Origin of the sequence: Thioalkalivibrio sp. ARh3 (assembly GCF_000377265.1) — a bacterium.
Classification (GTDB): Bacteria; Pseudomonadota; Gammaproteobacteria; order Ectothiorhodospirales; family Ectothiorhodospiraceae; genus Thioalkalivibrio; species Thioalkalivibrio thiocyanoxidans.
Map to the genome: position 1 here is coordinate 245,636 of NZ_KB897949.1, position 24,866 is coordinate 270,501.

Genomic DNA, 24,866 nt, shown 5'->3' on the forward strand with positions numbered 1-24,866 from the left:
ATGCGTCACTCACTGCTCACCACCACCGACCTGCAGGGGCTGGACCGCGACCAGCTGGTCGCGCATTTCGCCGAGCCCAACGGCGATGCGGCATCGACCCGCAAACTGACCGATGCGCTGGACCTGGCCATCGCCTCGGTGGATGAGTCCGGTCTCGAGGCGCACCCCCTGGATGTCGCCGAGACCCTGCGCCACCTCAATGTGGACCGGCAGACCATCACCGCCGCCCTCCTGGTCAGCGCCTTTCTGGCTCGGCAGATCAACGCACGCGAGCTCCAGGAACGCTTCGGTAGTTCCATCGCGCGCTTGACCGCCAACGTCGCCGAACTGGTCAGCCGTCGCTTCGAGGCCCCTGTGGGGCGCCCGGAACAGGCCGAGCGCCTGCGGCGCATGCTGATGGCGATGGTCGATGACGTGCGCGCGGTGCTGATCAAGCTCGGCTACCGCGTGCAGCACCTGCGCCTGGCCGCCAAGGAACCGGACGACAGCGCCCGCGTGCTCGCGCAAGAGACGCTCGACGTCATCGCGCCACTGGCGAACCGACTGGGTGTGGGACAACTGAAGTGGGAGATGGAGGACCTGTCCCTGCGCATCCTCGAACCCCAGACGTACCGGGAGATTGCCAAGGGCCTGGAGGAGAACCGGACCGAGCGCGAGGCCTACGTCGAACACTTCGCTCGGAGCCTCCGCGAGCGCCTCGCCGCCGACGGCATCGATGCGCGCGTGTTCGGTCGGCCCAAGCACATCTACAGCATCTGGAAAAAGCTGCAGCGCAAGCAGACCTCGCTGGACGAGCTCTACGACCTGCGCGCCACCCGCGTGATCGTCGACGAACTCGCCACCTGCTATACCGTGCTGGGCATCGTGCACAACGACTGGCGCCACCTGCCCAGCGAGTTCGACGACTACATCGCCAACCCCAAGGACAACGGCTACCAGTCCCTGCACACCGCCGTGGTCGGGCCGGAAGGCAAGGTCGTGGAGGTGCAGATCCGCACCCGCGAGATGGACGACTTCGCCGAACTGGGGGTCGCCGCACACTGGCGCTACAAGGAAGGCGGACGCGAGGACCAGGCGCTCAACCGTGCGATCAGCAGCCTGCGGCAACTGCTGGAGGCCGCGGACAACAACGACCAGAACCTGCTCGACGAGATCCAGAGCGAGCCGCTGCACCAGCGCGTGTTCGTGCTCACGCCCCAGGGCGAGGTGATCGACCTGAACCAGGGCGCCACTCCGCTGGACTTCGCCTACGCCGTGCACACCGAGGTGGGCCACCGCTGCCGGGGTGCCAAGGTGGACGGGCACATCGTCCCGCTCACCTACAAGCTGAAGTCCGGCGAACGCGTCGAGGTGCTGACCACCCGCGAGGGCGCCCCCAGCCGCGACTGGCTCAACCCCAATCTCGGCTATCTGAACACCGCTCGCGCCCGCTCCAAGGTGCGCACCTGGTTCCGCCAGCAGCACCAGGACGAACACCTGGCCACCGGCAAGCACCTGCTCGACCGCGAATGCCAGCGCCTCGGCTGCGGCCCCAATCTGGACCGCACCGCCCTCGCCGAGGCCATGAAGTTCCAGACCTTCGACGAGCTGCTGATCGCGCTGGGCGCCGGTGACATCACCACGGCCCAGATCGCGGGGCGTATCTCCCAGCAGTTGCGCGAAAAGCGTCGGGCGGAAAAGGCCCGGGCCGAAGAGGCGGCTCCATCCCGACCCACCGAACCGCGCCGGGAAGAACGCATCCAGGACGACGAGATCCGCATCCGCGGCGTCGGCGGCCTGCTGACCTCCCGCGCGCGCTGCTGCAACCCGCAACCGGGCGACCCGATCGTTGGGTTCATCACCCGCGGGGCGGGCGTCTCCGTCCACCGCAGCGACTGCGTCAACATCCTGCGCATGCCGGAGGAGAAGCGGGCACGCCTGATCCCGGTGCAGTGGGGCGACGAACCCGAAGTCGAGATCGTCTCCCTGGAGCTGGAAGCACAGGACCGCTCGGGCCTGTTCGCCGAGGTGGGGGGCGTATTCGCGCAGTGCGGGATCAACCTGCTACGGGTCAACACCCGGACCGATCCGGAGGATCGCAGCGTGCGCATGGAGCTGGAGGCGGAAGTCACAGATCTGGGCGAGCTGAGCACCCTGTTCGATCGACTTCATTCGCTGGATAACGTGTACGGGGTGCGCCGCCTCCAGAACACGGTCCGGGATCAGGCGCCCCACGCAGGTAGCGGAAAGGGTTAAAGGCCTCCCGTCCCTAACCGCTGCGCCTTGCCGCCTGATAGGCACTCACGCCCTTGCGCCCGGCCTGGAGAGCCTTGATCTCCTCCAGCGTGGCCCGGCGCCGCTGCTCCAGGTCCGGCACGGCCTCGCTGTAGAACGCAGACAGCGCCTCCAGCACCGCGCGCAAGCGGGCCCCGGACGCATCCGCCAGGCGCGGATCGGACCCAAAGGCCTGCTCGATCAGACGCCGCGCACGCCGATCCAGCTCGGGGAGCTCCTCCCATGCCTCCTCGTTCACCGCGGTGCGAAGCTGCTGAAGAATCCCCTCCAGCTCCTCTTCCAGCGCGGGCGCAGCAGCGGGTGAACCGTCCATCCCGCGCAGCCTAACTGGCGCGGTTCTGAGCGGGATTGCGGTATTCCCTCGGAATCTCGTCCCAGCCGGCCTTGATCTCGCGCAGGAGCTTGGCCACCTCGTCCAGGCGCTCCGGATCGTTATGCAGATTCGCCTCGGTCAGCCGTCGCATCATGTAGGAATACAGTGCGGCCAGGCGCTCGGCCAGTTCCGGGTTGTGCTTCTCGTCCAGCATGGAGCGCAAGGAGTCGATGATGTCGATCGCCTTGCCAATCCGCTCGCCCTTGTAGGCGATGTTCCCGTTCTTCATCGCACCCTTGGCGACCGCAATGCGCTCGAGCGCCCCTTCGAACAGCATCTGCACCAGGCGGTGCGGGTCTGCCACCTGTACCTCCGACAGCATGCCTGCCTGGCGATAGGAGTCCACATTCTTTCTCATGTTCATGCCGTACACGCTCGCCTCCGTTGCTCTCCCCTCGGAGAATCATCAGCTCATGCTGCTAAGCCTTTGCTGCAGGAAATCACCGGTCTGCTGCATCTGCGCGACCGAGGTGTCCATGCTGGAAAACTGGCGGACCAGCCGGCTTTCCAGGCGTTCGATCCGATCATCCAGCCGTTCGCGCTCCCGATCGACGCGATCCTGTTCGTTCTGAAGCCCATCCTGACGGGTCTGGATCAGGCCTCCCGGCCCCGTGATCCCACCCAGCGTCTCTTCCATGCCGCCTGCGATATCCCGCACCGCTGCCGACACGTCCTCGAAGCCTTCACGCTCCATCACCTCGTTAAAGCGCTGGGTATTGAAATCCAGCGTGCCATCGCGATTGGTGAGAATGCCCAGATCCGCGAAGGTCTGATTGTTGATGCCCTCGACCTGGGAACGGTCCATCAGCGCATTGGTGATGCGGCTACGGGCCGAACGCACCGTACTGTCGCCGGTCAGGACCGAAGCCTTGTCCTCGTCGGCGTTGTAGGCGGTCAGCTCATTGGTCTCGGACACCATGGTGTTGTAGGCCTCGACAAACGCCTCCAGCCCACTCCGCAGGTCGTCGCGATCCTCGCTGATCGAGACCGAGGTCTGCCCGACCCCTTCCAGATCGATCGCAATACCCTCGATGGTGTCTTCCAGCGTATTGGAGGCGCTGGTGATGGTCATACCGTCGATCACCACTTCCGCATCCCGGCCGGCCACCGTCTCGGTTTCAGGCTCGCCAAGGTTGGCCAGTCGGCCCAGGCCCTCCGCCTCACCGTCCACCTCGACGTTGATGGTGTTGGCCTCGCCGGTCCGCTCCGAAGTCATGGTGAGCCGCGGACCGTTCCCGTCGTTCACGATGGAGGCGCGTACCCCGGCGTCCGCATCGTTGATAGCGTTACGCAGGTCGTTCAGGGTGTCGCCCTCTTCCACATCCAGCGTCACCGTCTCGCCATCCCCCACCGAGAAGCTGAAGGTACCGGCACCGACCGGCTCGTCAGTGGCCTCGAACAGCCCCGAATCCGACGCCACCGTCTGCGCGCGGGCCAGCTGCTGGACATCCAGGTTGAATTCGCCATTCGGCGCATCCCCGGTAATGACCACCGAGGCGACGTCCTCGTTGCTCAGGGAAGCCGACTGCTCAGGCTCGAAGGACGCCAGGTCGGACAGCGCCGACCCGATACCGTCGATGCTGCTGCTCAGGGAACCGTAAGCCGAGATCTCGGCCTCGATACGCTCCTCGCGCTGGTTCAGGCGCTCTTCCCGCGGCGCGCGTTGCGCATTCACGAGATCACCCACGATCTGGTTGAGATCCAGACCCGAGCCTACGCCAAGAGAACTGATCGCCATAGCTGCCGCCTTCTTGCCCGCGTTGCGGGACTTACGCTGTTGCTAATCCAGTAACGGCCGGATGCCCGCTGACTTGAGCGACCGCACCACGCGATCGCGCCGGCTTCGCTATCCGGCACCCTTGCCCCCTCGAACGCAAGCAAGATCAGTGCCGCTTAATCTACACCCTCAGGCCTTGTCGACAAATCCCGTACCGCCAAGATCCCGCTCGTCCTCGAAATGCTCCGCAAGCGCCAGCATCTGCTCCGGCGGGATCTGGCGGATGACCTCTTCACGGTCGGCGTCCATCACCGTAATGACGGTGCGGCCCGTGGAATCATCCACACTGAACTCCAGCGAGCGCTGGCTGTTCTGCAGATAGGCGTTGATCGACTCGACCACCGGCTCCAGGTCCTCCGCCGCCACCGGAGCGGTACCCTCGCGACCGGTTGACCCGGAAGCGTCCTGTCCCGATCCGGAAGGGGTGCCGACGGGCGCGGCATTCTCTTGCCGTTCCACGGGCATGCCGCGGCCGCGCGTATCCACCATGCCGGATGCAGCGCCTTCTCCCGCGGATCCCCCGGATCGCGACGGCTTCGGCACACTCGCCGACCCGGACAGATGGTTGTTGATCATGTCAGTCATGGAAGGGCCTCCCTGGCCACCCCGGTGCCAATACAGGCCCCGGGGCGCGCCTCATGCCGTCAAGAACAGTCTACTGCAGCAGCCCCAGCACGTTCTGCGGGACCGCGTTCGCCTGGGAAAGCACCGAGATGCCGGCCTGCTGCAGCACCTGCGCCCGGGTCAGATCCGCCGTCTCCGCGGCAAAGTCCGCGTCCATGATGCGCGAGCGCGCATCCGACAGGTTCTCCGCCCCGATCTCCAGGTTGGAGATGGTGCTCTCGAAGCGGGTCTGCACCGCCCCCAGCTCGGAGCGCAGCGAGCTGACCTGAGCCAGCGCGCCATCCAGCGCACCGATCGCCTTGGTCGCGTTTTCGCGACTGGTCACACTGATGTCGGTGAGGCTGATGTGCTCCTTAACCGCGGAATCGAACATGGTTGGGTTTCCGTCACCGTCGGTAACCGTACCGCCGGAGACCTCAAACCCGTCGGTATCGAACGCGGCAGTAATCGACACCGTCGTTTCGCCCTGGTCGTTCACGCGGATCGAGGCGTCCAGACCCGCATCGCGGAACTTGTCGGCATTGTCGTCGTCGAGGCGCGCAACCTGACTGATGGCGGCATTGATGGTCCGGACCACATCGTCGAAGGTCTCCGCCCCGCTGATGTCGATTCCGGCCGCGTCGATGCCGTCGATATCCGACGCAAACGTCGAGATCGCCACGCTGTCGATCTCGATCTGGATGTGCCCAGCAAACCCTTCGACATCCGAGGCCTTCACGGCATTATCCCCGGCAACTTCTTGCGCCCCCAGCTGCGTGGTCCGCGCGTCGACATTGCTCACCGAGACCATCTGCCCCTGGTTGGCCCCCACCTGGAAGAACAGGTCCGCGGCCGAGCCGTCCAGGATGTTCTGGCCATTGAACTCCGTGTTGTTGGCGATCCGGCCGACCTCGTCCATCAGCTGCTGGACCTCGTCGTTCAGCGCCTGACGGTCGGAGGCCGAGTTGGAATCGTTGGCGGCCTGCACCGCCAGCTCGCGCGCCCGCTGCAGCGAGTCGCTGACGGTGTTGAGCGCACCCTCCGCGGTCTGCGCCAGCGAGATGCCATCATTCGAGTTGCGCACCGCCTGATTCAGACCGTTGATCTGAGTGGTAAAGCGCTCCGAGATCGCAAGCCCCGCCGCATCGTCCTTCGCGCTGTTGATGCGCAGCCCCGACGACAGGCGCTCCAGACTCTGGGCCAGCGCGCTCTGGGAGTTGTTCAGATTGCGCTGGGCATTCAGCGACATCACGTTGGTATTGATGACCTGAGACATGGTTCTTTCTCCTCGTTCCATGCAGCCCCGTAACGGGGGCCAACCGCGCGGATAGTGTTCCGCTCCTGCCCTCGGTAACGGCCGGGCCCCATCAGACTTGAGCCCGGCGCGCAAATTTTTTCGCTCCTCGACAAATGCCTTGGAATTCGCCAGCCCGCGCCGCCATCGCCCGCACACAAAAAGGCCCGCCCCGGACACTCCGGGGCGGGCCTGGCAACGGGGCGGCAGGCTACTGCCACCCTGTCACGACCGCAGGTGCGCGCCCGTTACTGCAGCAGCCCCAGCACGTTCTGCGGCACCGCATTGGCCTGCGAGAGCACCGAGGTGCCCGCCTGCTGCAGCACCTGCGCCCGGGTCAGGTCCGCGGTCTCCGAGGCAAAGTCCGCATCCATGATGCGCGAACGCGCATCCGACAGGTTCTCCGAGCCGATCTCCAGGTTGGAGATGGTGCTCTCGAAACGGGTCTGCACCGCCCCCAGCTCGGAACGCAGCGAGCTGACCTGATTCAGCGCACCATCCAGCGCACCGATCGCCTGCGTCGCGTTATCCCGGCTGGTCACGCTGATATCGGTGAGATCGATCGGACCCGAGGACTGCCCATTGCCGCCGTTGTCGTCAAAGAACGCGGTCGGGTCGTCGCCTTCCACAGATCCATCCTGATCCACACTGAAGGAGCTATTGAAGTCACCGGTAATGGCGATCCCCTGATTGCCTTCATCGTCCACACGGACAGAAGCCTGCAGGCCCGCGTCCTGGAGCGCTGCAATCTCTTCTGCCTCGGGCGCAGTGCCCCCTTCACTATCATCAGGGCCCGACGCGATCTCGGTATTGATCGCGCGGACGACATCCTCAAGGGAATTGACGTCATATTGCCCGGAGTCTGACCCGAACTGGACGGTCACTTCGGCCAGTGCTGCGCCTTCGTCATCCTGAACCGTTATTGCGATGTCGCTCATGCCATCGAAATCAAAATCTTCCAGGTCCTCGGCGGAGAACATGCCCGCACCCACCACTTCCTGCGAACCCAGTTGAGTGGTACGGGCATCGACGTTCTCGACCGACGTCATCTGGCCCTGATTCGCGCCCACCTGGAAGAACAGGTCCTCGGCCGACCCGTCCAGGATGTTCTGCCCGTTGAACTCGGTGTTGTTGGCGATCCGCCCGACCTCGTCCATCAGCTGCTGGACCTCGTCGTTCAGCGCCTGACGGTCGGAGGCCGAGTTGGAATCGTTGGCGGCCTGTACCGCCAGCTCGCGCGCCCGCTGCAGGGAGTCGCTGACCGTATCCAGCGCCCCCTCGGCGGTCTGTGCCAGCGAGATACCGTCGTTCGAGTTGCGCACGGCCTGGTCGAGGCCATTGATTTGAGTCGTGAATCGCTCCGAAATCGCCAGACCCGCCGCATCGTCCTTCGCGCTGTTGATGCGAAGGCCCGACGACAGGCGCTCCAGCGACTGCGAAAGCGCACCCTGCGAGTCGTTCAGATTGCGCTGCGCATTCAGCGACATCACGTTCGTATTGATCACCTGGGACATGTCGTTCTCCTTCCTCTGCTTGCTGGCAGTCATTGCCGCTCGAGCGGTAATGCTGTGTTCGAGATCGCCTCTCGCCCCCGCTAACGACCAGCCCCCGGCAACCTTTAACCCCAAAAAGCAAAAAAGTTTTGTCACCTTGCGGACACGGCGGGCGCGCATAGGACGCAACCGGGTCGTGACCCGACCCGCCGGCGGCCCTCGCACCGCGGGAACACCGCCTGCCCTGGCCGTTCCTGCCAGCACGAATCGATCCCTGGCCGCGCCGTCCGGACTCTCGCGCCCCCGAGCAACGGGTTCAGCAACCGTCGGACATCCAGGGTCTTTTCCAGGGGGTTACGGATCCCCCGCGAACACCCGCGACCGGGCCTGCTCCAGGGCCCGCTCGAACGCGGGCCGGTAGTCCGCGTATTCCTCCCCGATCCGGGCAAAAGCCGGATTGACGCGCGAACGACGCCTGCCACTGCCGGCCACGCCAACCTGTCCGGGATCCACGGTCTCGCCGTATGCATCTGCACACGGGTCTTCCCAGGCGAGACCGTGGTCAGAAAGGACCCTGCGCGTATGGGTATCCGGCGCCTCCAGAAAATCTCCATACCGCACGCGTTGCACACGGTCAGGGAAGAGATTCTCCCAATGGTCCACTAACCGGTGATAGACCAGGATGTATTCGGCAATCGTATCCAGGGCCCATGCATACGGTAGCGCGCGGGCAAAACAGCGCATGTAAATCGCCATGGCGGTGTCCACCGCGTCCCGTTCGCAGAAAATGACACGGGTATCGGGGTTCAGGGCCATCAACGTCCCCACGTGCAGGACATTGCTGGGATTGGTCAGGAGGTAGGCTCGGATGCTGTCGTCTCTCGGGTCGCCCCAGATCGCATCCATGCGGGCCCTGAGTCTGCCCAGTTCGTCGCCGCCAATACGCCGCAGCCACAGCGGATATCGCTGGCGCACATCCTTGGGGAGCTCGGCCAATAGCTCCTGCAATGCGCCCAGTTCGCCGTAATTGCAGATCCGAGAATGCTCCGAGAGCGCCCCTTCCAGTAGCGATTTCCCGGAACGGGGCGGCCCCAGGACGAGCGTCAGCGGACGGGGTGATACCTCCGGGCCATCGAGGCCGTTCTTCCATTCGGCGGAAAATATCTTCTCGCTGGCGGCAACCAGGCGAAGAAGTCCCCCATTGCGTACCCCCTCGACCTGCTTGTGGATCACCCTGGCCCGCAATTCATTGCCTTTTTCGAAGGCCGCGAACGCCTGATCGATATCCCCGGCATCCTGATGGAACTTCGCGAGGGCGAAATGCAGTTGTCCCTGGTCGCGCAAGTCGAACTTTCCGTTCCTGATGACCTTTTCAAGCTTTGCTCGCGCGGGCGAGCCAGCCGGGAAGTGCCGGGAGTGCGCATACGAGTACCAGATGTTGGGTCTGGAGGGGTCCGAGCCAACCAGCGACTCCAGAATCTCGGCCGCCTCATCCCATCGCCCATCGGCCTGCAATACTCGCGCATAGTTATCGAGGGCCAGACGCATGTTGGGGTCGAGACGCAGCGCCTCGCGCAAGGCTGCCCCGGCCGCCTGGACCCGGCCGCGCATGAGCAGGATGCCGGCCAGCCGGTTGTAACTGGCGGGATCCTCCGGGTACATCTGGACCAGCTTGGAGGCATACAGCGTGGCCGTGCTGTAGCGGGCCTGATCGACGGTACTCCGCACCAGCAGACGGAGCGCCTCGGGGCTGTTCGACTCTAGTTTGAGCGCCTCGCCGCAAAGTGCTTCGACCTCGTCATGGTCGCCGTCGTCCAGTGCCTTCGTCGCCTTTTTCAGTAACCCCGCCGCAGGGGGCTGCTGACCTTTGCCGTTCCTGCCTTTACCGCCTTTTGTGGCTTTCCTGGCTTTCTTGCCAACTTTCATGGCCATCCTGCTCCTCTTGCGCATCTTTGCATCGGTTATCGCCCGGCACAGGGGTCACTTGAGTGCGCGCGTCGCGGGACTCACTGCCAACCCACCGGCCCCACCAGCGCCCGCGCGAACCCCCTCGGGCAGTCGGCGGGCAGAAAAACACGTAGTGATCTGCAAGTCCATCGGGTCTATGGCGACAGCCCGTATCGCCTGCACGGTCGCCTGAACGCGCAGGACCATGTCAGAACGCCTGCCTGCCCGACGCCACCTCGCGAGGTTTCCCCTCTAGATCAGCCAGGTGGTGCCGATGCGGGTGTCGGGCGTGGCGCCGGGGATCAGGTCCATCAGCAGCCAGCCGAAGATGAGGGCGATGAAGGCGCCGCAGAAGACGGTAGCCACGAACAGGCCAATGCGGTTGCCGCGGCGCAGTCCGAGGACGCCGCGCAGCGACCAGTACAGCAGCCACAGGCTGTAGAGGATCAGCAAAAGCCCGATGGTGTTGCCCCAGGGCCAGGGAAAGGCGGCGGCGACCTTGCCCACCCAGGCGGGCAGCAGCCCGATGGTCACCGCCAGCATCGCCCGGTCCGGATGGGAGTAGCCCTGGAACAGTTCGGTCAGATAGTGCGCCGACCAGGCCAGGCCCAGCACGCCGATGCTCATCGCCAGCACGCTGTAGACGCCGAAGCCCCATGCGCCCGGCATCGCCTCCGGTGGCAGCCCGGTCGGGATGATCTGGTACAGCCACTGGCTGACGATCACGCTGACCACCAGCACCGGGAACGCCAGGCGCAGAAAGGTCTGCCACCAGGGCGGTGGCTCGATCGCCTGCGCATCGCGCACGGCGCACCGCGGGTTCATGAGAGTGCGCAGTGTCAAGCGCATTGGCTTCAATCGAACACTCAGGGTCATGCCTGGAGTATGTGGCAAAAACATGACCGTTCCGTGACAAACGGGCACCTGCCTGATGGTGTCAGTTTTGCTACCATATGCTCATGAAGGTGGTGTTCGATACCAACGTCTTCGTCGGCGCCTGCATGGGCATCGGCCCTGCGAACCAAACCATACGTGCATGTATCGAAGGGCACGTGACGCCCGTTATGGGCACCGCCTTGTTCCGGGAATACGAGGATGTGTTGGGTCGTTCGGAGCTTTTTGAAGGGAGCCTGCTGGATATCGCGGAGCGGGAACGGTTGCTGGATATTTTCGCGGCCCGGTGCCTATGGTCACGAATCTACTTTGGATGGCGACCTAACCTCCGTGACGAAGGCGACAACCACCTGATTGAACTCGCGGTAGCAGCCGGTTGCCACATGATTGTGACGCGCAACCAACGCGATTTTGTCCAGATGGAGCTGCAGTTTCCGGAGATTCGTATCCTCGAACCCGCCGAACTGCTGGAGGTAATCCACAAATGACAGCTTTAACCGTACGTTTGCCTGACGAAAAGTACGAGCGACTGAAGGCGCTGGCACGCGAACGCGGCACTAGCGTGAACCGCCTTGTGGACGAGATGGCCACACTGATGATTGCCGAACACGACGCGGAAACCCGTTTCCGGGCTCGGGCCCTGCGCGGACAAGGCCGGGAACAGGAAGGGCTGGCGCTGCTGGACAAGGCGATGGGAGGACCCTCGCCACATTAGTGGCTAAGGGTCAGCACCAGAATCACGAGGGTCAGGGTCTCCACCAGCTCCAGCGTGGCCCCGGCCGTATCGCCGGTGAAGCCTCCCAGCCAGTGTCTCAGTACGCGCGTTGCAACCCACAGCGTCAGCCCGGCGGCGACCAGGGCCGGTATCACCCCCCAAAGGCCAGAGAGCAGGCCCAGCACCAGCACCACCGCGGCCGAGCCGCCGACAACGCCGATGGCGGCGCGGCGCGGGAGGTGCCTGGCCATGTCCGCGCCCAATCCGACGGGGTTCACGTAGGGGATGGTCAGAAACAGCACCGGCGGCACCACGCGTCCCAGAAGCACCGCGAGCAGCAGCGCGGTCCAGGCACCGGTCTCGACCACCGCCACCAGCGCCGTACCTTTCAGCAACAGGATCAGGACCAGTGCCGCGACCGCCATCGGCCCGCAGGCCGGGTCCTTCATGATGGCCTGGGCCCGCTCCGGATGTCGCTGACCGCCGACCCAGGCATCCACCGTGTCCGCCAGCCCGTCCAGGTGCAGCGCGCCGGTCAGCGCGACCCAGAACGTCAGCACCAGCGCCGCGACCAGCAACACCGGCGCCCCGGGGATCGCGGCAAGCCCGATCCCCGCCAGCACCAGAACCAGACCCAGGATCAATCCCACCAGCGGATAGGCCAGGACCGAACGGCCGAGATCCTCGGGCTGCGGCTCCTGTGCCGGCGTCGGCAGCCGCGTCAGGAACTGCAGTGCCAGCCAGAAGGGGGCTAATACCGAGTTCATTGCACCCCTCCGTCCATTCTTGCTGTAGGAGGCCAGCCCCCTGGCCGATGGGGCGTTGGCATATTTCCAATCGGCCAGAGGGCTGGCCTCCTACAGGTCTCCTGAGCGATCACGAGGGGACCCCTTCACGCCGGCCCGGCGTGACAATGTGCAGCGACGCCAAGGGCACCTCGATCGACAATAGTTTCTCCAACGGCCAGCCCTCCAGGTGGGCGCGCAGCAGGCGGATGACGCCGCCGTGCGTCACCACGAGTACACGATCGCCCGCCGCGACCACGCTCTGTTCCCAGGCGGCCAGGACGCGGTCACGGAAGCTGCCGAGGTCCTCGCCGTTGGGCGGCGGGTGGCCGAACGGGTCTTCCCAGAATCGCCCCAGCGCATCGGCATCCGTCCGCATGAGCGCCTCGGCCGTTTGCCCCTCCCACTCACCAAAATGTAGCTCCTGCAGGCGGGGATCGCACTGCACGGGGAGCCCGGCCGCGCGGGCGAAGCCTTCGGCCGGAAGTCGGCAGCGCTGCAGTGGCGAGCACACGACACGATCCCACTCGCCGGAGGACTCGAAGGCCGCACCCATCGCCTGCTCGCCTTCCGGGGTCAGCGGATCATCGCAGCCGCGCCCGCGAAAGCCGGTGCCAATCGTCTCGCCGTGGCGCAACAGGCCGATCCGGGCTGCAGCGGTCATGGGGTATCACCCGAGACGCCGGCCTCGGCGAAGGTCGCCATGCCGGCGTGCAGCTCGCAGGCCAGGCGCAGCAGGGGCACGGCCGTGGCCGCCCCGCTGCCCTCGCCCAGGCGCATGCCGAGATCGAGCAACGGCTCGGCCGCCAGTGCTCCCAGCAGTCGCTGGTGGCCCGGCTCCGCCGAGCTGTGGGCATAGAAGAACCAGTCCGCCGTACCCGGACAAAGTCGCTCGGCCACCAGCGCCGCCGAGGTGCTGATGAAACCATCCACCAGCACCGGCAGCCCGATCTGCGCCGCGGCGATATAGGCGCCGGCCAGCCCCGCGATCTCGAACCCCCCAAGACAACGCAGGCTGCCAAGTGCCTCGCCGCGCACCGCGGCGTGGGTGCGCAGGGCCTGCTCGATCACCTCGGCCTTGTGGCGCACGCCATTCGCATCCAGACCCGTGCCCGGCCCGGCCAGGTCCACCGGCGGCAGACCCAGCATCGAACAGGCGAGTGCGGCGGCCGCCGTCGTGTTGCCGATGCCCATCTCGCCGCCGATGAACAGTTGTGTGCCACTCCGCCGCGCGCGCTCGGCACACTGGCGGCCGGCGTTCAGCGCGCGTTCCAGCTGCGCCGGCGTCATCGCGGGTTCGCGGGCCAGGTTTGCGGTGCCGGGGCCCAGGTTCAGTTGCTGCACGCCGCTGACGGCCGGAGGCTGGGCCACGGTACCGAGGTTGATCACCTCGATGGACGCGCCCAGGTGCCGCGCCAGCACCGAGATCGCGGCGCCGCCGTTCGCGAAGTTCGCGACCATCTGCGCGGTCACGGCCTGCGGGAAACGCGAAATGCCCTCGGCCACCACACCGTGATCGCCCGCGAACACCGCGACATGGACGCGCTCCAGCGTGGGCTGACCCACGCCCTGCATGGCGGCCAGACGCTCGGCGATCGCCTCCAGCCGCCCGAGCGAGCCCGGCGGCTTGGTCAGCTGGGCCTGCCGCTCGGCCGCAGCCTGGCGCGCCTCGGCGCTCAGGGGGGCCGGCGGCACCTGCAGCCAGTCACAGTCTTCGGTCACGAGCTCTCCTTATTTCGATCAGGCTTCGCGGGCAAGCCCGCTCCCACAAGCAAATCCTCCCCCAGAAGGGCATGTGCGGCAGCCCTGTGGGAGCGGGCTTGCCCGCGAATCCCCGTCATCCTGGCCGCGGCAAGGCACGCCCGGGTCACAGAGAGTCACCCTTAAGCACATGCGGGAGGCCGGCAACGGTCAGGACGACGCGGTCCATCGCCGGGGCCAGGCGCTGGTGCAGCCAGCCCGCCTCGTCGGCGAAGCGGCGGGACAGCGCGTCCATCGGGGTAATGCCCATGCCCGTCTCGTTGGAGACGAACACCAGGGTGCCCGGCAGGCGCGGCACGGTGGCGATCAGGGCCTCCCGCTCGCGTTCGATCAGGGCCTCGTCCTCGGTGCACAGGAGCTGGGTCAGCCACAGCGTCAGGCAATCCACCAGCAGGCATTCATCTGGCCTTGCGGCCTCTTCCAGCGCAGCGGCCAGGCCGGTATCGGCCTCGATCAGGTCCCAGTCACCGGGCCGGTCGGCGCGGTGGCGTTCGATGCGGCGTGCCATCTCGGCGTCGTCGGCACGCGCGGTAGCGACATAGGTCACGTGCAGGCCGCTGGCATCGGCCAGCTGCTCCGCCAGCCGACTCTTGCCGGAACGCACGCCGCCGAGCACCAGCGTCTTCATGTCACAGGCTCCGTGTTCCCTGCCCGCAGCAGCGCGAGGATGCGCTCCAGGTCCAGATGCGCCTCCAGGGTATCGGCCAGACGTTCCAGGCCACGCTCGCGTGCGGTCGTCAGGTCTTCGCCGTGCTCCGTCCCCGTGCTCATACCGGCCCAGCGCAGCAGCAGCTCGGCCGCGGCACTTGAGTCGAACACCCCGTGAACATAGCTCCCCGCGACTGCGTCGTCCTCGCTGCGCGCACCGTCCGGGCCATGCTGTAGCTCCAGCAGCGGCCGCTCCAGTCCGGGGCCGGTCGTCACACCCGCATGGATCTCGTAGCCCTCCACCCGGGCCTCCTGCCCCAGCATACGAGCCCCGTGAACCCGCTCCAGGTGCTTTTCGGGTGCGAGGCGCGTCTCGATGTCCAGCCAGCCGAGCCCCGGCGTGGAGCCGGCCCGCCCCTCGACGCCGTCGGGGTCGTGTACGGCGCGGCCCAGCATCTGGAAGCCGCCGCAGACCCCGAGGACCTTGCCGCCATAACGCACATGGCGCTGCAGCTCGCCTTCCCAGCCCTGCTCGCGCAGCCAGGCGAGGTCGTCGCGCACGGACTTGGAGCCCGGCAGGATGACCAGGTCCGCCGGCTGCAGCGACTCGCCCGGGCCGGCGAAGCGAAGATCCACACCCGGGTGCAGGCGCAGCGGATCGAAATCGGTATGGTTGGAGATGCGCGGCAGGGCCGGCACGACGACCTTAAGGGCATCCGCACGCTTCTCCGGCACCGCCTCGCGCGGCAGGGCATCCTCGGCATCCAGGTACAGCCCGTGCAGGTACGGGATCACGCCCAGCACCGGCTTGCCGGTCTCCTGCTCCAGCCAGTCCAGCCCCGGCTGCAGGAGCGAAATATCGCCGCGAAAGCGGTTGATCACGAAGCCCTGCACCCGCGCGCGTTCGGTCTCGCTCAGCAGCGCCAGCGTGCCCACAAGATGCGCAAACACGCCGCCGCGGTCGATATCCGCGACCAGGATCACCGGGCAGTCCACCGCCTCGGCAAAGCCCATGTTGGCGATGTCGCCTGCCCGCAGGTTGATCTCCGCCGGCGAGCCCGCGCCTTCCACCAGTACATGCGCATACTGCGCAGTCAGCCGTCGATGCGAGGCCAGCACGGCCTCGCGGGCGACGGGCTTGTAGTCGTGGTAGGCACGGGCATCCAGCTCGGCCGCCGGGCGGCCGTGGATGATCACCTGCGCCCCCTGATCGGAGCTGGGCTTGAGCAGCACCGGATTCATGTCGGTATGCGGCTCCAGGCCGCAGGCGGCGGCCTGCAGGGCCTGGGCGCGCCCGATCTCGCCGCCGTCCAACGTGACCGCGCTGTTCAGCGCCATGTTCTGCGGCTTGAACGGCACCACCGACAGCCCGCGGCGGTGCAACACCCGCGCCAGCCCGGCCACCAGCACGCTCTTGCCGGCATCCGAGGTGGTGCCCTGCACCATGAGCGTTGTACCGGTCATGCCCGTTGTAGCCCCGCTTCCAGCCGCTGCCACTCGGCGTCGCTCCCCGGCAGGCCGAAGCGCAGGCTGGCGGGACGGTCGAAACGACGCACGAGGATGCCCTGACGCGCCAGCGCATCCTGGATCACCTGCGCGCGTTCGGTCCTGCACCACTGGAAGAGCGCCGTCCCCCCCGCCGGCGGCAAGCCGGCGTCCCGCAGCAGTGTCTCGAGCCGGCGCCCGGCCTCCTGCAGCCGCCAGCGCGTCTGTGTCTGCCACGCCCGGTCATCCAGCGCCTGCTGCGCCACCCACCGCGCGGGACCCGGCACGCTCCACGGCCCCAGCAGCTCGGCGATACGCCGCAGCCAGCCGTCCCGGGCCAGCACGAAGCCGACCCGCGCCCCGGCCAGGCCAAAGAACTTGCCCAGCGAGCGCAGCACGAACAGCCCCTCGCGCGGCGTATAGCCGGCCAGGCTCTGCTCGGGCGTGGTGTCCATAAAGGCCTCGTCGACCACCAGCCAGCCGCCGCGCGCAGCGAGCGTGTGGTGCCAGTCGAGCAGCGTCTCGGGGTCGAGATACGCGGCGGTGGGGTTGTTCGGATTGACCAGCACCAGTACGTCCAGCGTGGCCGCTGCCCCGGCGAGCTCGTCTTCGCTCAGCGCGACCACTTCGTGTCCGGCCGCCCGCCAGGCACGGGCGTGCTCGTTGTAGCTCGGCTCCAGCACCCCGACACGCGCACGCTTCCCGCGCAGCCGCGGTAGCGCCTGGATCGCCGCCTGGGAACCGGCGACCGGCAGCAGCGATTCGGCGCCGTAGTACGCCCGGGCCGCGGCCTCCAGCCCGTCATCGTCCTCCGGCAGGCGCTGCCAGACCTCGGCGGGCACCGATCCAACGGGATAACCGTGCGGGTTGATCCCCGTGGACAGGTCCAGCCAATGCGCCGCGGGGATCCCGTAATGCGCCGCCGCCGCACGCACACCGCCCCCGTGGACCTGCTCCAGCGGCCCGCTCGCGGATTCGGTTGTGGCGTTAGACGAATACAAGCATCAGTACTCCTGTTGCGATGGCCACTAGCCAAATCGCCAGCGCGCGATCCACCAGCCGCAGCGCGGCGTCGATGGTGCCCGGACCCGGGGCGGCGCCAGCACCGAGAACCGGCCGGTCCTCGATACCCCCGGCATAGCGTGCCGGGCCGCCCAGTGTCACCCCCAGCGCCCCGGCCCCGGCGGCCATCACCGGCCCCGCGTTCGGGCTCTTCCAGCGTCTGCCCTGGTCGCGCCAGCAGCGCAGCGCCGTGCGTGTCTGCCCGGCCAGCGCATAGGCCAGGCTGGTCAGGCGCGCCGGGACCCAGTTCAGGATATCGTCCAGCCGCGCCGCGACCCGCCCGAAGCGCGCATGGCGCGGCGTGCGGTAGCCCCACATCGCATCCAGCGTGTTCACCAGCCGGTAGACCACGACACCCGCCGCACCCGCGACCAGGAACCAGAATACCGTCGCGAACACCGCGTCGTTGCCATTCTCCAGTACCGACTCCGCCGTGGCCGCACGAACACCCGACGCGTCCAGCTCCGAAGTGTCACGGCTGACCAGCATGCCAACGGCCTCCCGGGCGCCGGGCAAGTCCCCGGCCTGCAGGGCATCGGCCACGCGACGGGCGTGCTCCTCCAGCCCGCGCCCGCCGAGCGCCAGCCACAGCACGGCCAGCTCGACCAGCCAGCCAGCCGGAAGACGGCTAAGCCACCAGGCCGCGAGTCCGAAGGGCACGACCAGCGCCAGCACCCAGAAGCCGCCACGCCAGACCGAGTCCGCATGGCCGAACCACTCCGCCTGGGCCGCCAGCGTCCCGAAGCCGGCCAGCGGATGGCCACGCCGCGGATCCCCCAGCAGCCGATCCAGCACCAGCGCGGCGACCAGCAGTGCAAAGGTGGTCATGCGCGGCGTCGAGCCGCGCGCGGCACATCCGCACTCGAATCCCGTTGTTCCCAGCGATTCTCGAACACCAGTTCATCCAGCGGCCGTCGCTGATCCCAGCCCTCGGTTTCCAGCATCGGCCGCTCGTAGAACGCATCCACATGACCCAGGCACAGAATCGCGATCGGCCAGGCCCCTTCCGGCATCCCCAGCTCCCCGGCCAGCCAGTCCGGGTCGAACAGGGATACCCAGCCCATGCCCAGGCCCTCGGCCCGCGCCGCCAGCCACAGGTTCTGGATCGCACAGGCGGCCGAGCACAGGTCCATCTCCGGGATCGTGCGCCGGCCCAGCACGTAGCGCTCGCGCCCGTCGGTCAGCGCGACTACCAGCAGCTCCCCGGCATCGCGGATGCCTTCCAGTTTCAGCCGGTGCACCTCGGCCGCGCGCTCGCCGCAGGCCTCGGCCGTGCGCGCCTGTTCCGCCGCTACATGGCCATGCAGCGATTCGCGCAGCCGCGCGTCTGTTACCCGCAGAAAGCGCCAGGGCTGCATGTAGCCCACGCTGGGCGCCTGGTGCGCGGCCTCCAGCAGGCGCCGCAGGGTATCGGCGTCCACCGGGTCCGGGCGGAAATGCCGCATGTCCCGGCGCTCGCCGATCACGCGATAGACCGCCGCGCGCTCCGCCGAGGCGAACGCGTTGGGATTCTCTTCTGACTGGTTGGGGTCTGGGGCCGTCATGAGCTTCCGTCGAGGCGACGGCACGGCGAAGACACGAAGGAACAGGCATCAAGCAAGCACGCCTGCGCCCTCGACCGCTGCCCGCCGCACGGTCGCAGGATGAATCACCGCCAGGCCGGTCTCCGGGCTCGCGAGCGTCGGACAATGCCGATCGGCGGACGCCTTCCCGGGCCCAGGACCCAGTGGCCAGTCTGCCGAGCGATTTACCGCTCGCTTACCGTTGCGGGGGCAGCGCCGGACTTGCACCGGCTTCCCGTTTCACCTGCCAACTGCAGGCACCTGACGAAAGCGGAGCATGATACGCGCTCAGGGCGCCCCCGACCAATTTGGGCACCAAACCATCTTGGCCTTGCTGCTATGATGAGACGCTTTCGCTGGCCGCGTCCCGAACCGGAATCACCGTACTTTTTACATTACGAACAATCGACAACCATCGGATACTCAATGCTTTTAATGGTCTCTAAAAGCCAGCTGATAGTTCTTGTCGCGATGCTCCTGTCCGCGGCGCCGGCACTGGCCGAAACGATCACAGTGACCGACGATGACGATCGCGAGGTCACGCTCGACCGGCCCGCTGAACGCATCGTCAGCCTGGCCCCGCACATCACGGAAGTCCTGTTCGCCGTCGGTGCCGGAGACAAGCTGGTGGGTGTCACACAGCACAGCGACTTCCCGCCGGACGCGGAGGAGATCCCGCGGGTCGGTGGCTACAGCCGCATCGACCTGGAACGCGTGGTCGAAATGGACCCGGACCTGGTGGTCGCCTGGCGCAGCGGCAATTCCAGCTCGCAGATCGAGCGCCTGCGCGACCTGGGGCTGAACGTCTATGTCTCGGAACCACGCAGCTTCGAGGGCGTCGCCTCCAGCATGCGTCGCATGGCCCAGCTCGCGGGTACCGACGAACGCGGCGAAGCGGCGATCCAGGCCTTTCTCGACGAAATCGAGACGCTGCGGCTCGACTATGCCGACCGCGACCCGGTCCCGCTGTTTTACCAGGTGTGGGAACAGCCCCTGATGACGGTCAACGACGATCACCTGATCGGCGAGGCCATCCGCCTGTGCGGGGGCAAGAATGTGTTCGGCCACCTGGACCGTCTGGTTCCGCGCATGGACCGCGAGGCCGTGATCGAGGCCGACCCGGAGGTGATCATCGGCGGCGGCATGGGCGAAGACCGGCCGGACTGGGTGATTGCCTGGGAACAATGGGAGGACATGACCGCGGTGCAGCGCGACAACCTGTTCTTCATCCCGCCGTCGCTGCTCCAGCGTCACACCCCGCGGATTGCCGAAGGGACCCGGCTGATGTGCGAAGAGCTGGAACGGGCCCGTTCACGCCGGGACGACTGACCAGCCGTGACGCGCTCCTTCCTCCTCGCCACGGGGGTCCTGCTCCCGGTGTCGCTGCTCGCGATCCTGGTCGCGCTGGCCTATGGCAGCGTGGCAATCCCCGCCGGGGACTTGCTCGCCGTGATACAGGGCGAAGGGAGCCGCCTGCACAATACGCTGGTACTGGAACTGCGCCTGCCACGCGCCCTGGCCGCATTCGCCGCCGGCGGGCTGCTGGGCGTCGCCGGTGCCCTGATGCAGGTGTTGCTGCGCAATCCGCTGGCCGATCCCTATGTGCTGGGCCTCTCCGGGGGTGCCTCCGTCGGTGCCCTGCTGGCCATGCTCGCGGGCCTGTCGATGTTTTCGGTCTCGGTCGCCGCCTTCACGGGTGCCTTGCTGTCCACGGTGATCGTGTTCGGCCTCGCGCACGGCACCGGCAGCTGGACGCCGACCCGCCTGCTGCTGACCGGTGTGGTCGTGGCGGCCGGCTGGGGGGCGGTGATCAGCTTCCTGCTCGCCGTGAGCCCGACCGCGGAGCTCCCCGGGATGCTGTACTGGCTGATGGGCGATGTCTCCCACGCCCGCAACCCCTACCCCGCCTGGGGCGTGCTGGTGCTGGTCGTACTGCTGGCCCTGCCGCTGGGGCGGACGCTGAACGTCCTGGCGCGGGGCCCGATGCAGGCGGCCGCACTGGGTGTGGCCGTACGGCCGGTGGAGTGGACGATCTATGTCGTGGCGGCACTGATCACCGCCACGGCGGTCATGCAGGTCGGCGCGGTCGGCTTTGTCGGGCTGATCGTGCCGCACATGCTCCGGCTGATCTTCGGCAACGACCAGCGCGTGATCCTGCCGGCCTCGGCACTCGGCGGCGGCATCCTGCTGACGCTGGCCGACACCCTCGCCCGGACGATGATCGCCCCGGAGCAGTTGCCCGTCGGCGTGATCACCGCGATGCTGGGCGTCCCCGTATTCCTGTTCCTGCTGTACCGGAGCCGCTGATGTCGCCGCGCACTGCCGACCCCCAACGTCATGGCGATCCCCGCACGTCCGGCACCGAGAGCGTGCACGAGGCGCCGGGGCCGGACACCCTTCTAGCGACCCACGATCTGGTCATCGATATACCGGAACGCGCCAGCGGCGCGCCCCTGGACCTGACCATCAACCCGGGACAGTGCTGGGGCATCCTCGGCCCGAACGGCGCGGGCAAGAGCACCCTGCTGCACACCCTGGGCGGGCTGCGCGCGGCCCGCGCCGGAGAGATCCATGTGCAAGGCCGCCCGCTCCCCGAATACTCGCGTGCACATCTTGCGCGCGAGCTGGGCCTGGTGTTCCAGAAGCACCACGACGGCTTCCCGGCAACGGTACTGGAGACGGCCCTGATCGGCCGCCACCCCTACCTGCGGCCCTGGGACATCGAGACCGCCGAGGACTACGCCCAGGCCCGTGCGGCCCTGGTCCGGATGGACCTGGCCGAGCTGGAGCACCGCCTGGTGGACACCCTGTCCGGCGGCGAGCGCCAGCGCCTGGCCATCGCCACCGTACTCACCCAGAATCCGCGGCTCCTGCTGCTCGACGAGCCCACCAGCCAGCTCGACCTGCACCACCAGGTGGCGGTGCTGGACCATATACGCGGCATTGCCCGGGACGACCGCACCGCGATCCTGGTGCTACACGACGTGAACCTGGCGGTACGCTACTGCGATCACCTGCTGCTGATGTTCCCCGACGGCAAGGCCTGCTGGGGTCCGACACGGACGATGCTGGTACCGTCCGCGCTGGAACGGCTGTACAACCAGCCGCTGAGCACCGGCGAGATCGACGGCCAGCCGGTCTTCATGCCGACCATCCCGTAACGAGGACGCCCCGTGGAATTCTTTCGCACCCTGCCCCTGCGGGCTGGCACCGATTCCCTGCAGGCCGAGCTGACCGTGCCGGCCCTGCCTCGGCTTTGCCCCGCTATCGACACGCTTGTTGAGGATGCCGGGCCGGATGCCGGAGTCGTCTACTGCCTGTGGGGCGAGTTTCGTGTCCGGCGCGAGTGCATCAATGGCGGGGTGCGCTTCAGCCTGCCGGGCTGCCCGAACGCACTCGCCTGGACCCTGACGACCGGGCATCCGCCGACCCCGGAGGCGGTCATGCTGCACCTGACCATCAACCGCCAGGAACACGACCCGGATTTCGTCGAGAGCCTTGAATTCTTTGCCGATAGCTGGCTGGAGCTGACATCGCTGCAGCCGCCCCATGACGGGCCCTGAATGCAATTTTCTTTTGCCTTTATGGTCGGTATGGTTGCAGGGTTCATCAAGGAGAAGTCATGACCCCCACACCGCCGGACAGCGTACGCACAGCCCACCCGACCCAGGACGGCGCGGGTGTGAAGATTCGCCGCATCCATGACTTTGGCGGCGGCCTGGACCCCTTCCTGATGCTCGACGAGCTTAAGGCCAGTTCGAAGGAGGACTACATCGGTGGTTTCCCCTCCCACCCGCATCGCGGCTTCGAGACGCTGACCTACCTCGTCCACGGCGGCCTGACCCACGAGGATTCGATGGGCAACCAGGGGCGTGTGGAGGCCGGTGAGGCCCAGTGGATGAGTGCCGGGCGCGGGGTCATCCACTCCGAGATGCCCCTGCTGGATTCGGACGGGCTGCACGGCTTCCAGCTCTGGGTGAACCTGCCGGCGCGGCGCAAGATGGACCCGCCGCGGTACCGCGACGTGCGCGCCGACGCGATGCGCCACCTGCCGGAAGACGACGGCCCGCTGCACTTCAAGGCGATTGCCGGCTCCTGGCAGACCAGCGCCGGGGATACCGAAGGCCCGCTGGAACAGATCGGCGAAGGCGCGGCCATGGCGGATCTGAGCCTGCCCGCCGGCTACCGCCTGTCGCTGGCCGTCCAGCTGGACGACCGGGTGCTTGCCTATGTCTACGACGGCGAGCTCACCGGGCTGAAGACCGGCCAGCTGGGCACCTGGAGCGGGCAGACGCAGATCCACCTGATCGCACAGCAGGATGCGCGGGTGCTGCTCTTCAAGGGCCGCCCGCTGGGCGAACCGATCGCCCACTACGGCCCGTTCGTGATGAACACCTCGGACGAGATCGAGCAGGCGATCAGCGACTACCAGTCCGGCCGGCTCGCGGCCGAGCCGGCCAGCATCGGCTGACCCGGCAGGGTCTGGCTCTGGCAGGGGCTTTCGCGGGCAAGCCCGCTCCCACAGACTTCAGGGTAGCGCCGGGTAAAAGTCATCGCTCTACCCACTGCCCCCTGTGGGAGCCGCCTTGGCGGCGAAGCCCCTGCCCACGCCAGCCAGCTCCCCCGACCACCCGCCCGCTAGTCGGTCGCCTCGTGGTCGTCCTCGCGCGCCCACCCCATCGTGCGTTTCACGGCCTTCTTCCAGCCCCGGTAATAGCGATCGCGGGTGGCCGCATCCATCTGCGGCTCGAATACCCGGTCCAGCTGGCTCTTCTGCGCCAGTTCGTCGCGCGTCCAGAAGCCCACGGCCAGCCCGGCCAGATAGGCGGCCCCCAGGGCAGTCGATTCCGTGACCACCGGGCGCTCGACATTCACCCCGAGCATGTCGGCCTGGAACTGCATCATCACGTTGTTGGCGACCGCACCGCCGTCGACGCGCAGGCCCTTCAGCGCGATGCCGGAGTCCTGCTCCATCGCGTCGATCACGTCCTTGGTCTGGTAGGCCAGCGAGTCCAGCGTGGCGCGGGTGATGTGTTCCTTGCGCGTGCCGCGCGTCAGCCCGAAGATCGCCCCGCGGGCATACATGTCCCAGTACGGAGCCCCGAGCCCCGCGAATGCCGGGACGACATAGACGCCGTCGGAGTCCTCCACCTTGCTCGCGTAGTATTCCGAGTCCTCGGCCGAATCGATCAGCTTGAGCTCGTCCCGCAGCCACTGGATCGCGGCACCGGCAATGAAGATGGAGCCCTCCAGCGCATACTCGACCTGGCCATCGACGCTCCAGGCGACGGTCGTGAGCAGACCCGAGTGCGAAGTGACCGGCTCGGTGCCGGTGTTCATCAGGAGAAAGCAGCCGGTGCCATAGGTGTTCTTGGCCATGCCGCGATCGAAGCAGGTCTGCCCGAAGAGCGCCGCATGCTGGTCGCCGGCCACGCCGGCGATGGGGATCTCGTGGGCCCCAAACATCTCGGTGCCCGTATGGCCGAGCACCTCGCTGGAGCCCCGGACCTCGGGGAGCATGGCCCGCGGGATCTCCAGTTCGTCCAGCAGCGTGTCATCCCAGTCCAGCTCGTGGATGTTGAACAGCTGCGTGCGCGAGGCGTTGGAGACATCGGTTACATGCCGCTCGCCTCGGGTGAGATTCCAGATCAGCCAGGTATCCATGGTGCCGAACAGCAGCTCGCCGCGCTCCGCGCGCTCGCGCGCACCGTCCACGTGATCCAGCAGCCAGCGCAGCTTGGTTCCGGAGAAGTAGGCATCCACCACCAGCCCGCTGCGTTCCCGGATGGTCTCCTCCAGCCCGCGCGCCTTCAGCTCGTCGCAGAAACCCGCAGTGCGCCGGTCCTGCCAGACGATCGCCGGGTGGATCGGCTTGCCCGTCTCGCGGTCCCAGACCACGGTGGTCTCGCGCTGGTTGGTGATGCCGATGGCCGCCAGCTGGGACGGTTTGATGCCACGGGTCTCGAGCACCTCGCGCGCCGCCCCGATCTGGGTGCCCCAGATCTCCATCGCGTCGTGCTCGACCCAGCCGGGCTGGGGGTAATGCTGGGTGAACTCGCGCTGGGCGACACCGATGATCGACGCCTCATGATCGAACAGGATCGCCCGGCAGCTGGTCGTGCCCTGATCCAGGGCCAGGATGTACTCGCCGTCCATGTTCCCTCCTCGTGCAGCGGGGGTTTCGGCGCGGCGC

The 24,866-nt window shown here is 67.1% G+C and carries 25 protein-coding genes and 1 riboswitch; of the genes, 8 read left to right on the forward strand and 17 right to left on the reverse strand.

The window, feature by feature from the left end; genetic code table 11:
* Complete coding sequence (locus C995_RS0108080) at positions 1-2,235, forward strand: bifunctional (p)ppGpp synthetase/guanosine-3',5'-bis(diphosphate) 3'-pyrophosphohydrolase (RefSeq protein WP_018864450.1); 2,235 nt, start codon at positions 1-3, stop codon at positions 2,233-2,235.
* A gap of 13 nt (positions 2,236-2,248) precedes the next feature.
* On the opposite strand, the gene C995_RS0108085 is transcribed toward C995_RS0108080, so the two are convergent.
* The 8 genes from C995_RS0108085 to C995_RS0108125 form a co-directional block, all read right to left on the reverse strand.
* Complete coding sequence (locus C995_RS0108085) at positions 2,249-2,587, reverse strand: flagellar protein FliT (protein ID WP_018864451.1); 339 nt, start codon at positions 2,585-2,587, stop codon at positions 2,249-2,251.
* 10 nt (positions 2,588-2,597) lie between these two features.
* Entirely contained in the window at positions 2,598-3,020 is a 423-nt protein-coding gene (gene fliS / locus C995_RS0108090) for a flagellar export chaperone FliS (protein ID WP_018864452.1), read from the reverse strand.
* A 33-nt stretch (positions 3,021-3,053) separates the two neighbouring features.
* Positions 3,054-4,385 carry a flagellar filament capping protein FliD gene (fliD, locus tag C995_RS0108095; RefSeq protein WP_018864453.1) on the reverse strand — a complete coding sequence of 444 codons (1,332 nt, stop codon included), beginning with the start codon at positions 4,383-4,385 and terminating at the stop codon, positions 3,054-3,056.
* 168 nt (positions 4,386-4,553) lie between these two features.
* Complete coding sequence (locus C995_RS0108100) at positions 4,554-5,009, reverse strand: flagellar protein FlaG (protein WP_231362422.1); 456 nt, start codon at positions 5,007-5,009, stop codon at positions 4,554-4,556.
* A 70-nt stretch (positions 5,010-5,079) separates the two neighbouring features.
* Positions 5,080-6,303 carry a flagellin gene (locus tag C995_RS0108105; RefSeq protein ID WP_018864455.1) on the reverse strand — a complete coding sequence of 408 codons (1,224 nt, stop codon included), beginning with the start codon at positions 6,301-6,303 and terminating at the stop codon, positions 5,080-5,082.
* A 266-nt stretch (positions 6,304-6,569) separates the two neighbouring features.
* Positions 6,570-7,835, reverse strand: a complete 1,266-nt coding sequence (locus C995_RS0108110; protein ID WP_018864456.1) for a flagellin — start codon at positions 7,833-7,835, stop codon at positions 6,570-6,572.
* A 333-nt stretch (positions 7,836-8,168) separates the two neighbouring features.
* Positions 8,169-9,740 (reverse strand): sulfotransferase, encoded by a 1,572-nt coding sequence (locus C995_RS0108115; RefSeq protein WP_156015498.1) that lies wholly within the window; start codon positions 9,738-9,740, stop codon positions 8,169-8,171.
* A 273-nt stretch (positions 9,741-10,013) separates the two neighbouring features.
* A complete protein-coding gene (locus C995_RS0108125; protein WP_026279027.1) occupies positions 10,014-10,637 on the reverse strand; it encodes a YIP1 family protein in 624 nt (207 codons plus the stop codon).
* Positions 10,638-10,720: 83 nt separating this feature from the next.
* On the opposite strand from C995_RS0108125, the gene C995_RS0108130 reads away from it, so the two are divergent.
* The gene (locus C995_RS0108130) at positions 10,721-11,143 is read left to right on the forward strand and encodes a putative toxin-antitoxin system toxin component, PIN family (protein ID WP_026279028.1); all 423 of its coding nucleotides are present in this window, start codon (positions 10,721-10,723) and stop codon (positions 11,141-11,143) included.
* Between the two features lie 17 nt (positions 11,144-11,160).
* Entirely contained in the window at positions 11,161-11,370 is a 210-nt protein-coding gene (locus tag C995_RS0108135) for a hypothetical protein (RefSeq protein ID WP_018864461.1), read from the forward strand.
* Here the strand turns inward: C995_RS0108135 and cobS are convergent.
* The 8 genes from cobS to bluB all read right to left on the reverse strand — a co-directional run bounded on the left by cobS (position 11,367) and on the right by bluB (position 18,655).
* On the reverse strand, positions 11,367-12,137 hold the full coding sequence (gene cobS / locus C995_RS0108140) for an adenosylcobinamide-GDP ribazoletransferase (RefSeq protein ID WP_018864462.1): 771 nt from the start codon (positions 12,135-12,137) through the stop codon (positions 11,367-11,369). The two genes, C995_RS0108135 and cobS, sit on opposite strands and share 4 nt — an antisense overlap.
* Before the next feature lie 109 nt (positions 12,138-12,246).
* Positions 12,247-12,819, reverse strand: a complete 573-nt coding sequence (locus tag C995_RS0108145; RefSeq protein WP_018864463.1) for a histidine phosphatase family protein — start codon at positions 12,817-12,819, stop codon at positions 12,247-12,249.
* Complete coding sequence (gene cobT / locus C995_RS0108150; protein ID WP_018864464.1) at positions 12,816-13,877, reverse strand: nicotinate-nucleotide--dimethylbenzimidazole phosphoribosyltransferase; 1,062 nt, start codon at positions 13,875-13,877, stop codon at positions 12,816-12,818. The genes C995_RS0108145 and cobT overlap by 4 nt, the downstream gene beginning before the upstream one ends.
* A gap of 145 nt (positions 13,878-14,022) precedes the next feature.
* Positions 14,023-14,544, reverse strand: a complete 522-nt coding sequence (cobU, locus tag C995_RS0108155; protein WP_018864465.1) for a bifunctional adenosylcobinamide kinase/adenosylcobinamide-phosphate guanylyltransferase — start codon at positions 14,542-14,544, stop codon at positions 14,023-14,025.
* Complete coding sequence (locus C995_RS0108160) at positions 14,541-16,028, reverse strand: cobyric acid synthase (protein WP_026279029.1); 1,488 nt, start codon at positions 16,026-16,028, stop codon at positions 14,541-14,543. The genes cobU and C995_RS0108160 overlap by 4 nt, the downstream gene beginning before the upstream one ends.
* Positions 16,025-16,984, reverse strand: coding sequence for a threonine-phosphate decarboxylase CobD (gene cobD, locus C995_RS0108165; protein ID WP_018864467.1), 960 nt, complete (start codon positions 16,982-16,984; stop codon positions 16,025-16,027). Before cobD ends, C995_RS0108160 begins: the two co-directional genes overlap by 4 nt.
* Before the next feature lie 52 nt (positions 16,985-17,036).
* Positions 17,037-17,939, reverse strand: a complete 903-nt coding sequence (gene cbiB / locus C995_RS0108170; protein ID WP_018864468.1) for an adenosylcobinamide-phosphate synthase CbiB — start codon at positions 17,937-17,939, stop codon at positions 17,037-17,039.
* Positions 17,936-18,655: a 5,6-dimethylbenzimidazole synthase gene (gene bluB, locus C995_RS0108175; RefSeq protein ID WP_018864469.1), complete on the reverse strand. Its 720-nt coding sequence runs from the start codon at positions 18,653-18,655 to the stop codon at positions 17,936-17,938. The genes cbiB and bluB overlap by 4 nt, the downstream gene beginning before the upstream one ends.
* A gap of 95 nt (positions 18,656-18,750) precedes the next feature.
* A riboswitch (cobalamin riboswitch) is annotated at positions 18,751-18,953 on the reverse strand.
* A gap of 155 nt (positions 18,954-19,108) precedes the next feature.
* On the opposite strand from bluB, the gene C995_RS0108180 reads away from it, so the two are divergent.
* The 5 genes from C995_RS0108180 to C995_RS0108200 are packed head-to-tail and all read left to right on the forward strand — an operon-like array spanning position 19,109 to position 23,144.
* Positions 19,109-20,002, forward strand: coding sequence for a cobalamin-binding protein (locus C995_RS0108180; RefSeq protein ID WP_369771650.1), 894 nt, complete (start codon positions 19,109-19,111; stop codon positions 20,000-20,002).
* 6 nt (positions 20,003-20,008) lie between these two features.
* Positions 20,009-20,980 carry an iron ABC transporter permease gene (locus C995_RS0108185; RefSeq protein WP_018864471.1) on the forward strand — a complete coding sequence of 324 codons (972 nt, stop codon included), beginning with the start codon at positions 20,009-20,011 and terminating at the stop codon, positions 20,978-20,980.
* Positions 20,980-21,834, forward strand: a complete 855-nt coding sequence (locus C995_RS0108190) for an ABC transporter ATP-binding protein (RefSeq protein ID WP_018864472.1) — start codon at positions 20,980-20,982, stop codon at positions 21,832-21,834. The genes C995_RS0108185 and C995_RS0108190 overlap by 1 nt, the downstream gene beginning before the upstream one ends.
* 12 nt (positions 21,835-21,846) lie before the next feature.
* Positions 21,847-22,236, forward strand: coding sequence for a hypothetical protein (locus C995_RS0108195; protein WP_018864473.1), 390 nt, complete (start codon positions 21,847-21,849; stop codon positions 22,234-22,236).
* A gap of 59 nt (positions 22,237-22,295) precedes the next feature.
* Complete coding sequence (locus C995_RS0108200) at positions 22,296-23,144, forward strand: pirin family protein (RefSeq protein ID WP_018864474.1); 849 nt, start codon at positions 22,296-22,298, stop codon at positions 23,142-23,144.
* A 167-nt stretch (positions 23,145-23,311) separates the two neighbouring features.
* On the opposite strand, the gene glpK is transcribed toward C995_RS0108200, so the two are convergent.
* Positions 23,312-24,829: a glycerol kinase GlpK gene (gene glpK / locus C995_RS0108205; RefSeq protein WP_018864475.1), complete on the reverse strand. Its 1,518-nt coding sequence runs from the start codon at positions 24,827-24,829 to the stop codon at positions 23,312-23,314.
* Positions 24,830-24,866: the final 37 nt, after the last annotated feature.

Coding starts and splice junctions, on each gene's coding strand:
- C995_RS0108080 (WP_018864450.1), top strand. CDS start 1: ATGCGTCACTCACTGCTCACCACCACCGACCTGCAGGGGCTGGACCGC.
- C995_RS0108085 (WP_018864451.1), bottom strand. CDS start 2,587: ATGGACGGTTCACCCGCTGCTGCGCCCGCGCTGGAAGAGGAGCTGGAG.
- fliD (WP_018864453.1), bottom strand. CDS start 4,385: ATGGCGATCAGTTCTCTTGGCGTAGGCTCGGGTCTGGATCTCAACCAG.
- C995_RS0108100 (WP_231362422.1), bottom strand. CDS start 5,009: ATGACTGACATGATCAACAACCATCTGTCCGGGTCGGCGAGTGTGCCG.
- C995_RS0108105 (WP_018864455.1), bottom strand. CDS start 6,303: ATGTCTCAGGTCATCAATACCAACGTGATGTCGCTGAATGCCCAGCGC.
- C995_RS0108110 (WP_018864456.1), bottom strand. CDS start 7,835: ATGTCCCAGGTGATCAATACGAACGTGATGTCGCTGAATGCGCAGCGC.
- C995_RS0108115 (WP_156015498.1), bottom strand. CDS start 9,740: ATGAAAGTTGGCAAGAAAGCCAGGAAAGCCACAAAAGGCGGTAAAGGC.
- C995_RS0108125 (WP_026279027.1), bottom strand. CDS start 10,637: ATGACCCTGAGTGTTCGATTGAAGCCAATGCGCTTGACACTGCGCACT.
- C995_RS0108130 (WP_026279028.1), top strand. CDS start 10,721: ATGAAGGTGGTGTTCGATACCAACGTCTTCGTCGGCGCCTGCATGGGC.
- cobS (WP_018864462.1), bottom strand. CDS start 12,137: ATGAACTCGGTATTAGCCCCCTTCTGGCTGGCACTGCAGTTCCTGACG.
- C995_RS0108145 (WP_018864463.1), bottom strand. CDS start 12,819: ATGACCGCTGCAGCCCGGATCGGCCTGTTGCGCCACGGCGAGACGATT.
- cobU (WP_018864465.1), bottom strand. CDS start 14,544: ATGAAGACGCTGGTGCTCGGCGGCGTGCGTTCCGGCAAGAGTCGGCTG.
- C995_RS0108160 (WP_026279029.1), bottom strand. CDS start 16,028: ATGACCGGTACAACGCTCATGGTGCAGGGCACCACCTCGGATGCCGGC.
- cbiB (WP_018864468.1), bottom strand. CDS start 17,939: ATGACCACCTTTGCACTGCTGGTCGCCGCGCTGGTGCTGGATCGGCTG.
- bluB (WP_018864469.1), bottom strand. CDS start 18,655: ATGACGGCCCCAGACCCCAACCAGTCAGAAGAGAATCCCAACGCGTTC.
- C995_RS0108180 (WP_369771650.1), top strand. CDS start 19,109: ATGGTCTCTAAAAGCCAGCTGATAGTTCTTGTCGCGATGCTCCTGTCC.
- C995_RS0108190 (WP_018864472.1), top strand. CDS start 20,980: ATGTCGCCGCGCACTGCCGACCCCCAACGTCATGGCGATCCCCGCACG.
- C995_RS0108200 (WP_018864474.1), top strand. CDS start 22,296: ATGACCCCCACACCGCCGGACAGCGTACGCACAGCCCACCCGACCCAG.
- glpK (WP_018864475.1), bottom strand. CDS start 24,829: ATGGACGGCGAGTACATCCTGGCCCTGGATCAGGGCACGACCAGCTGC.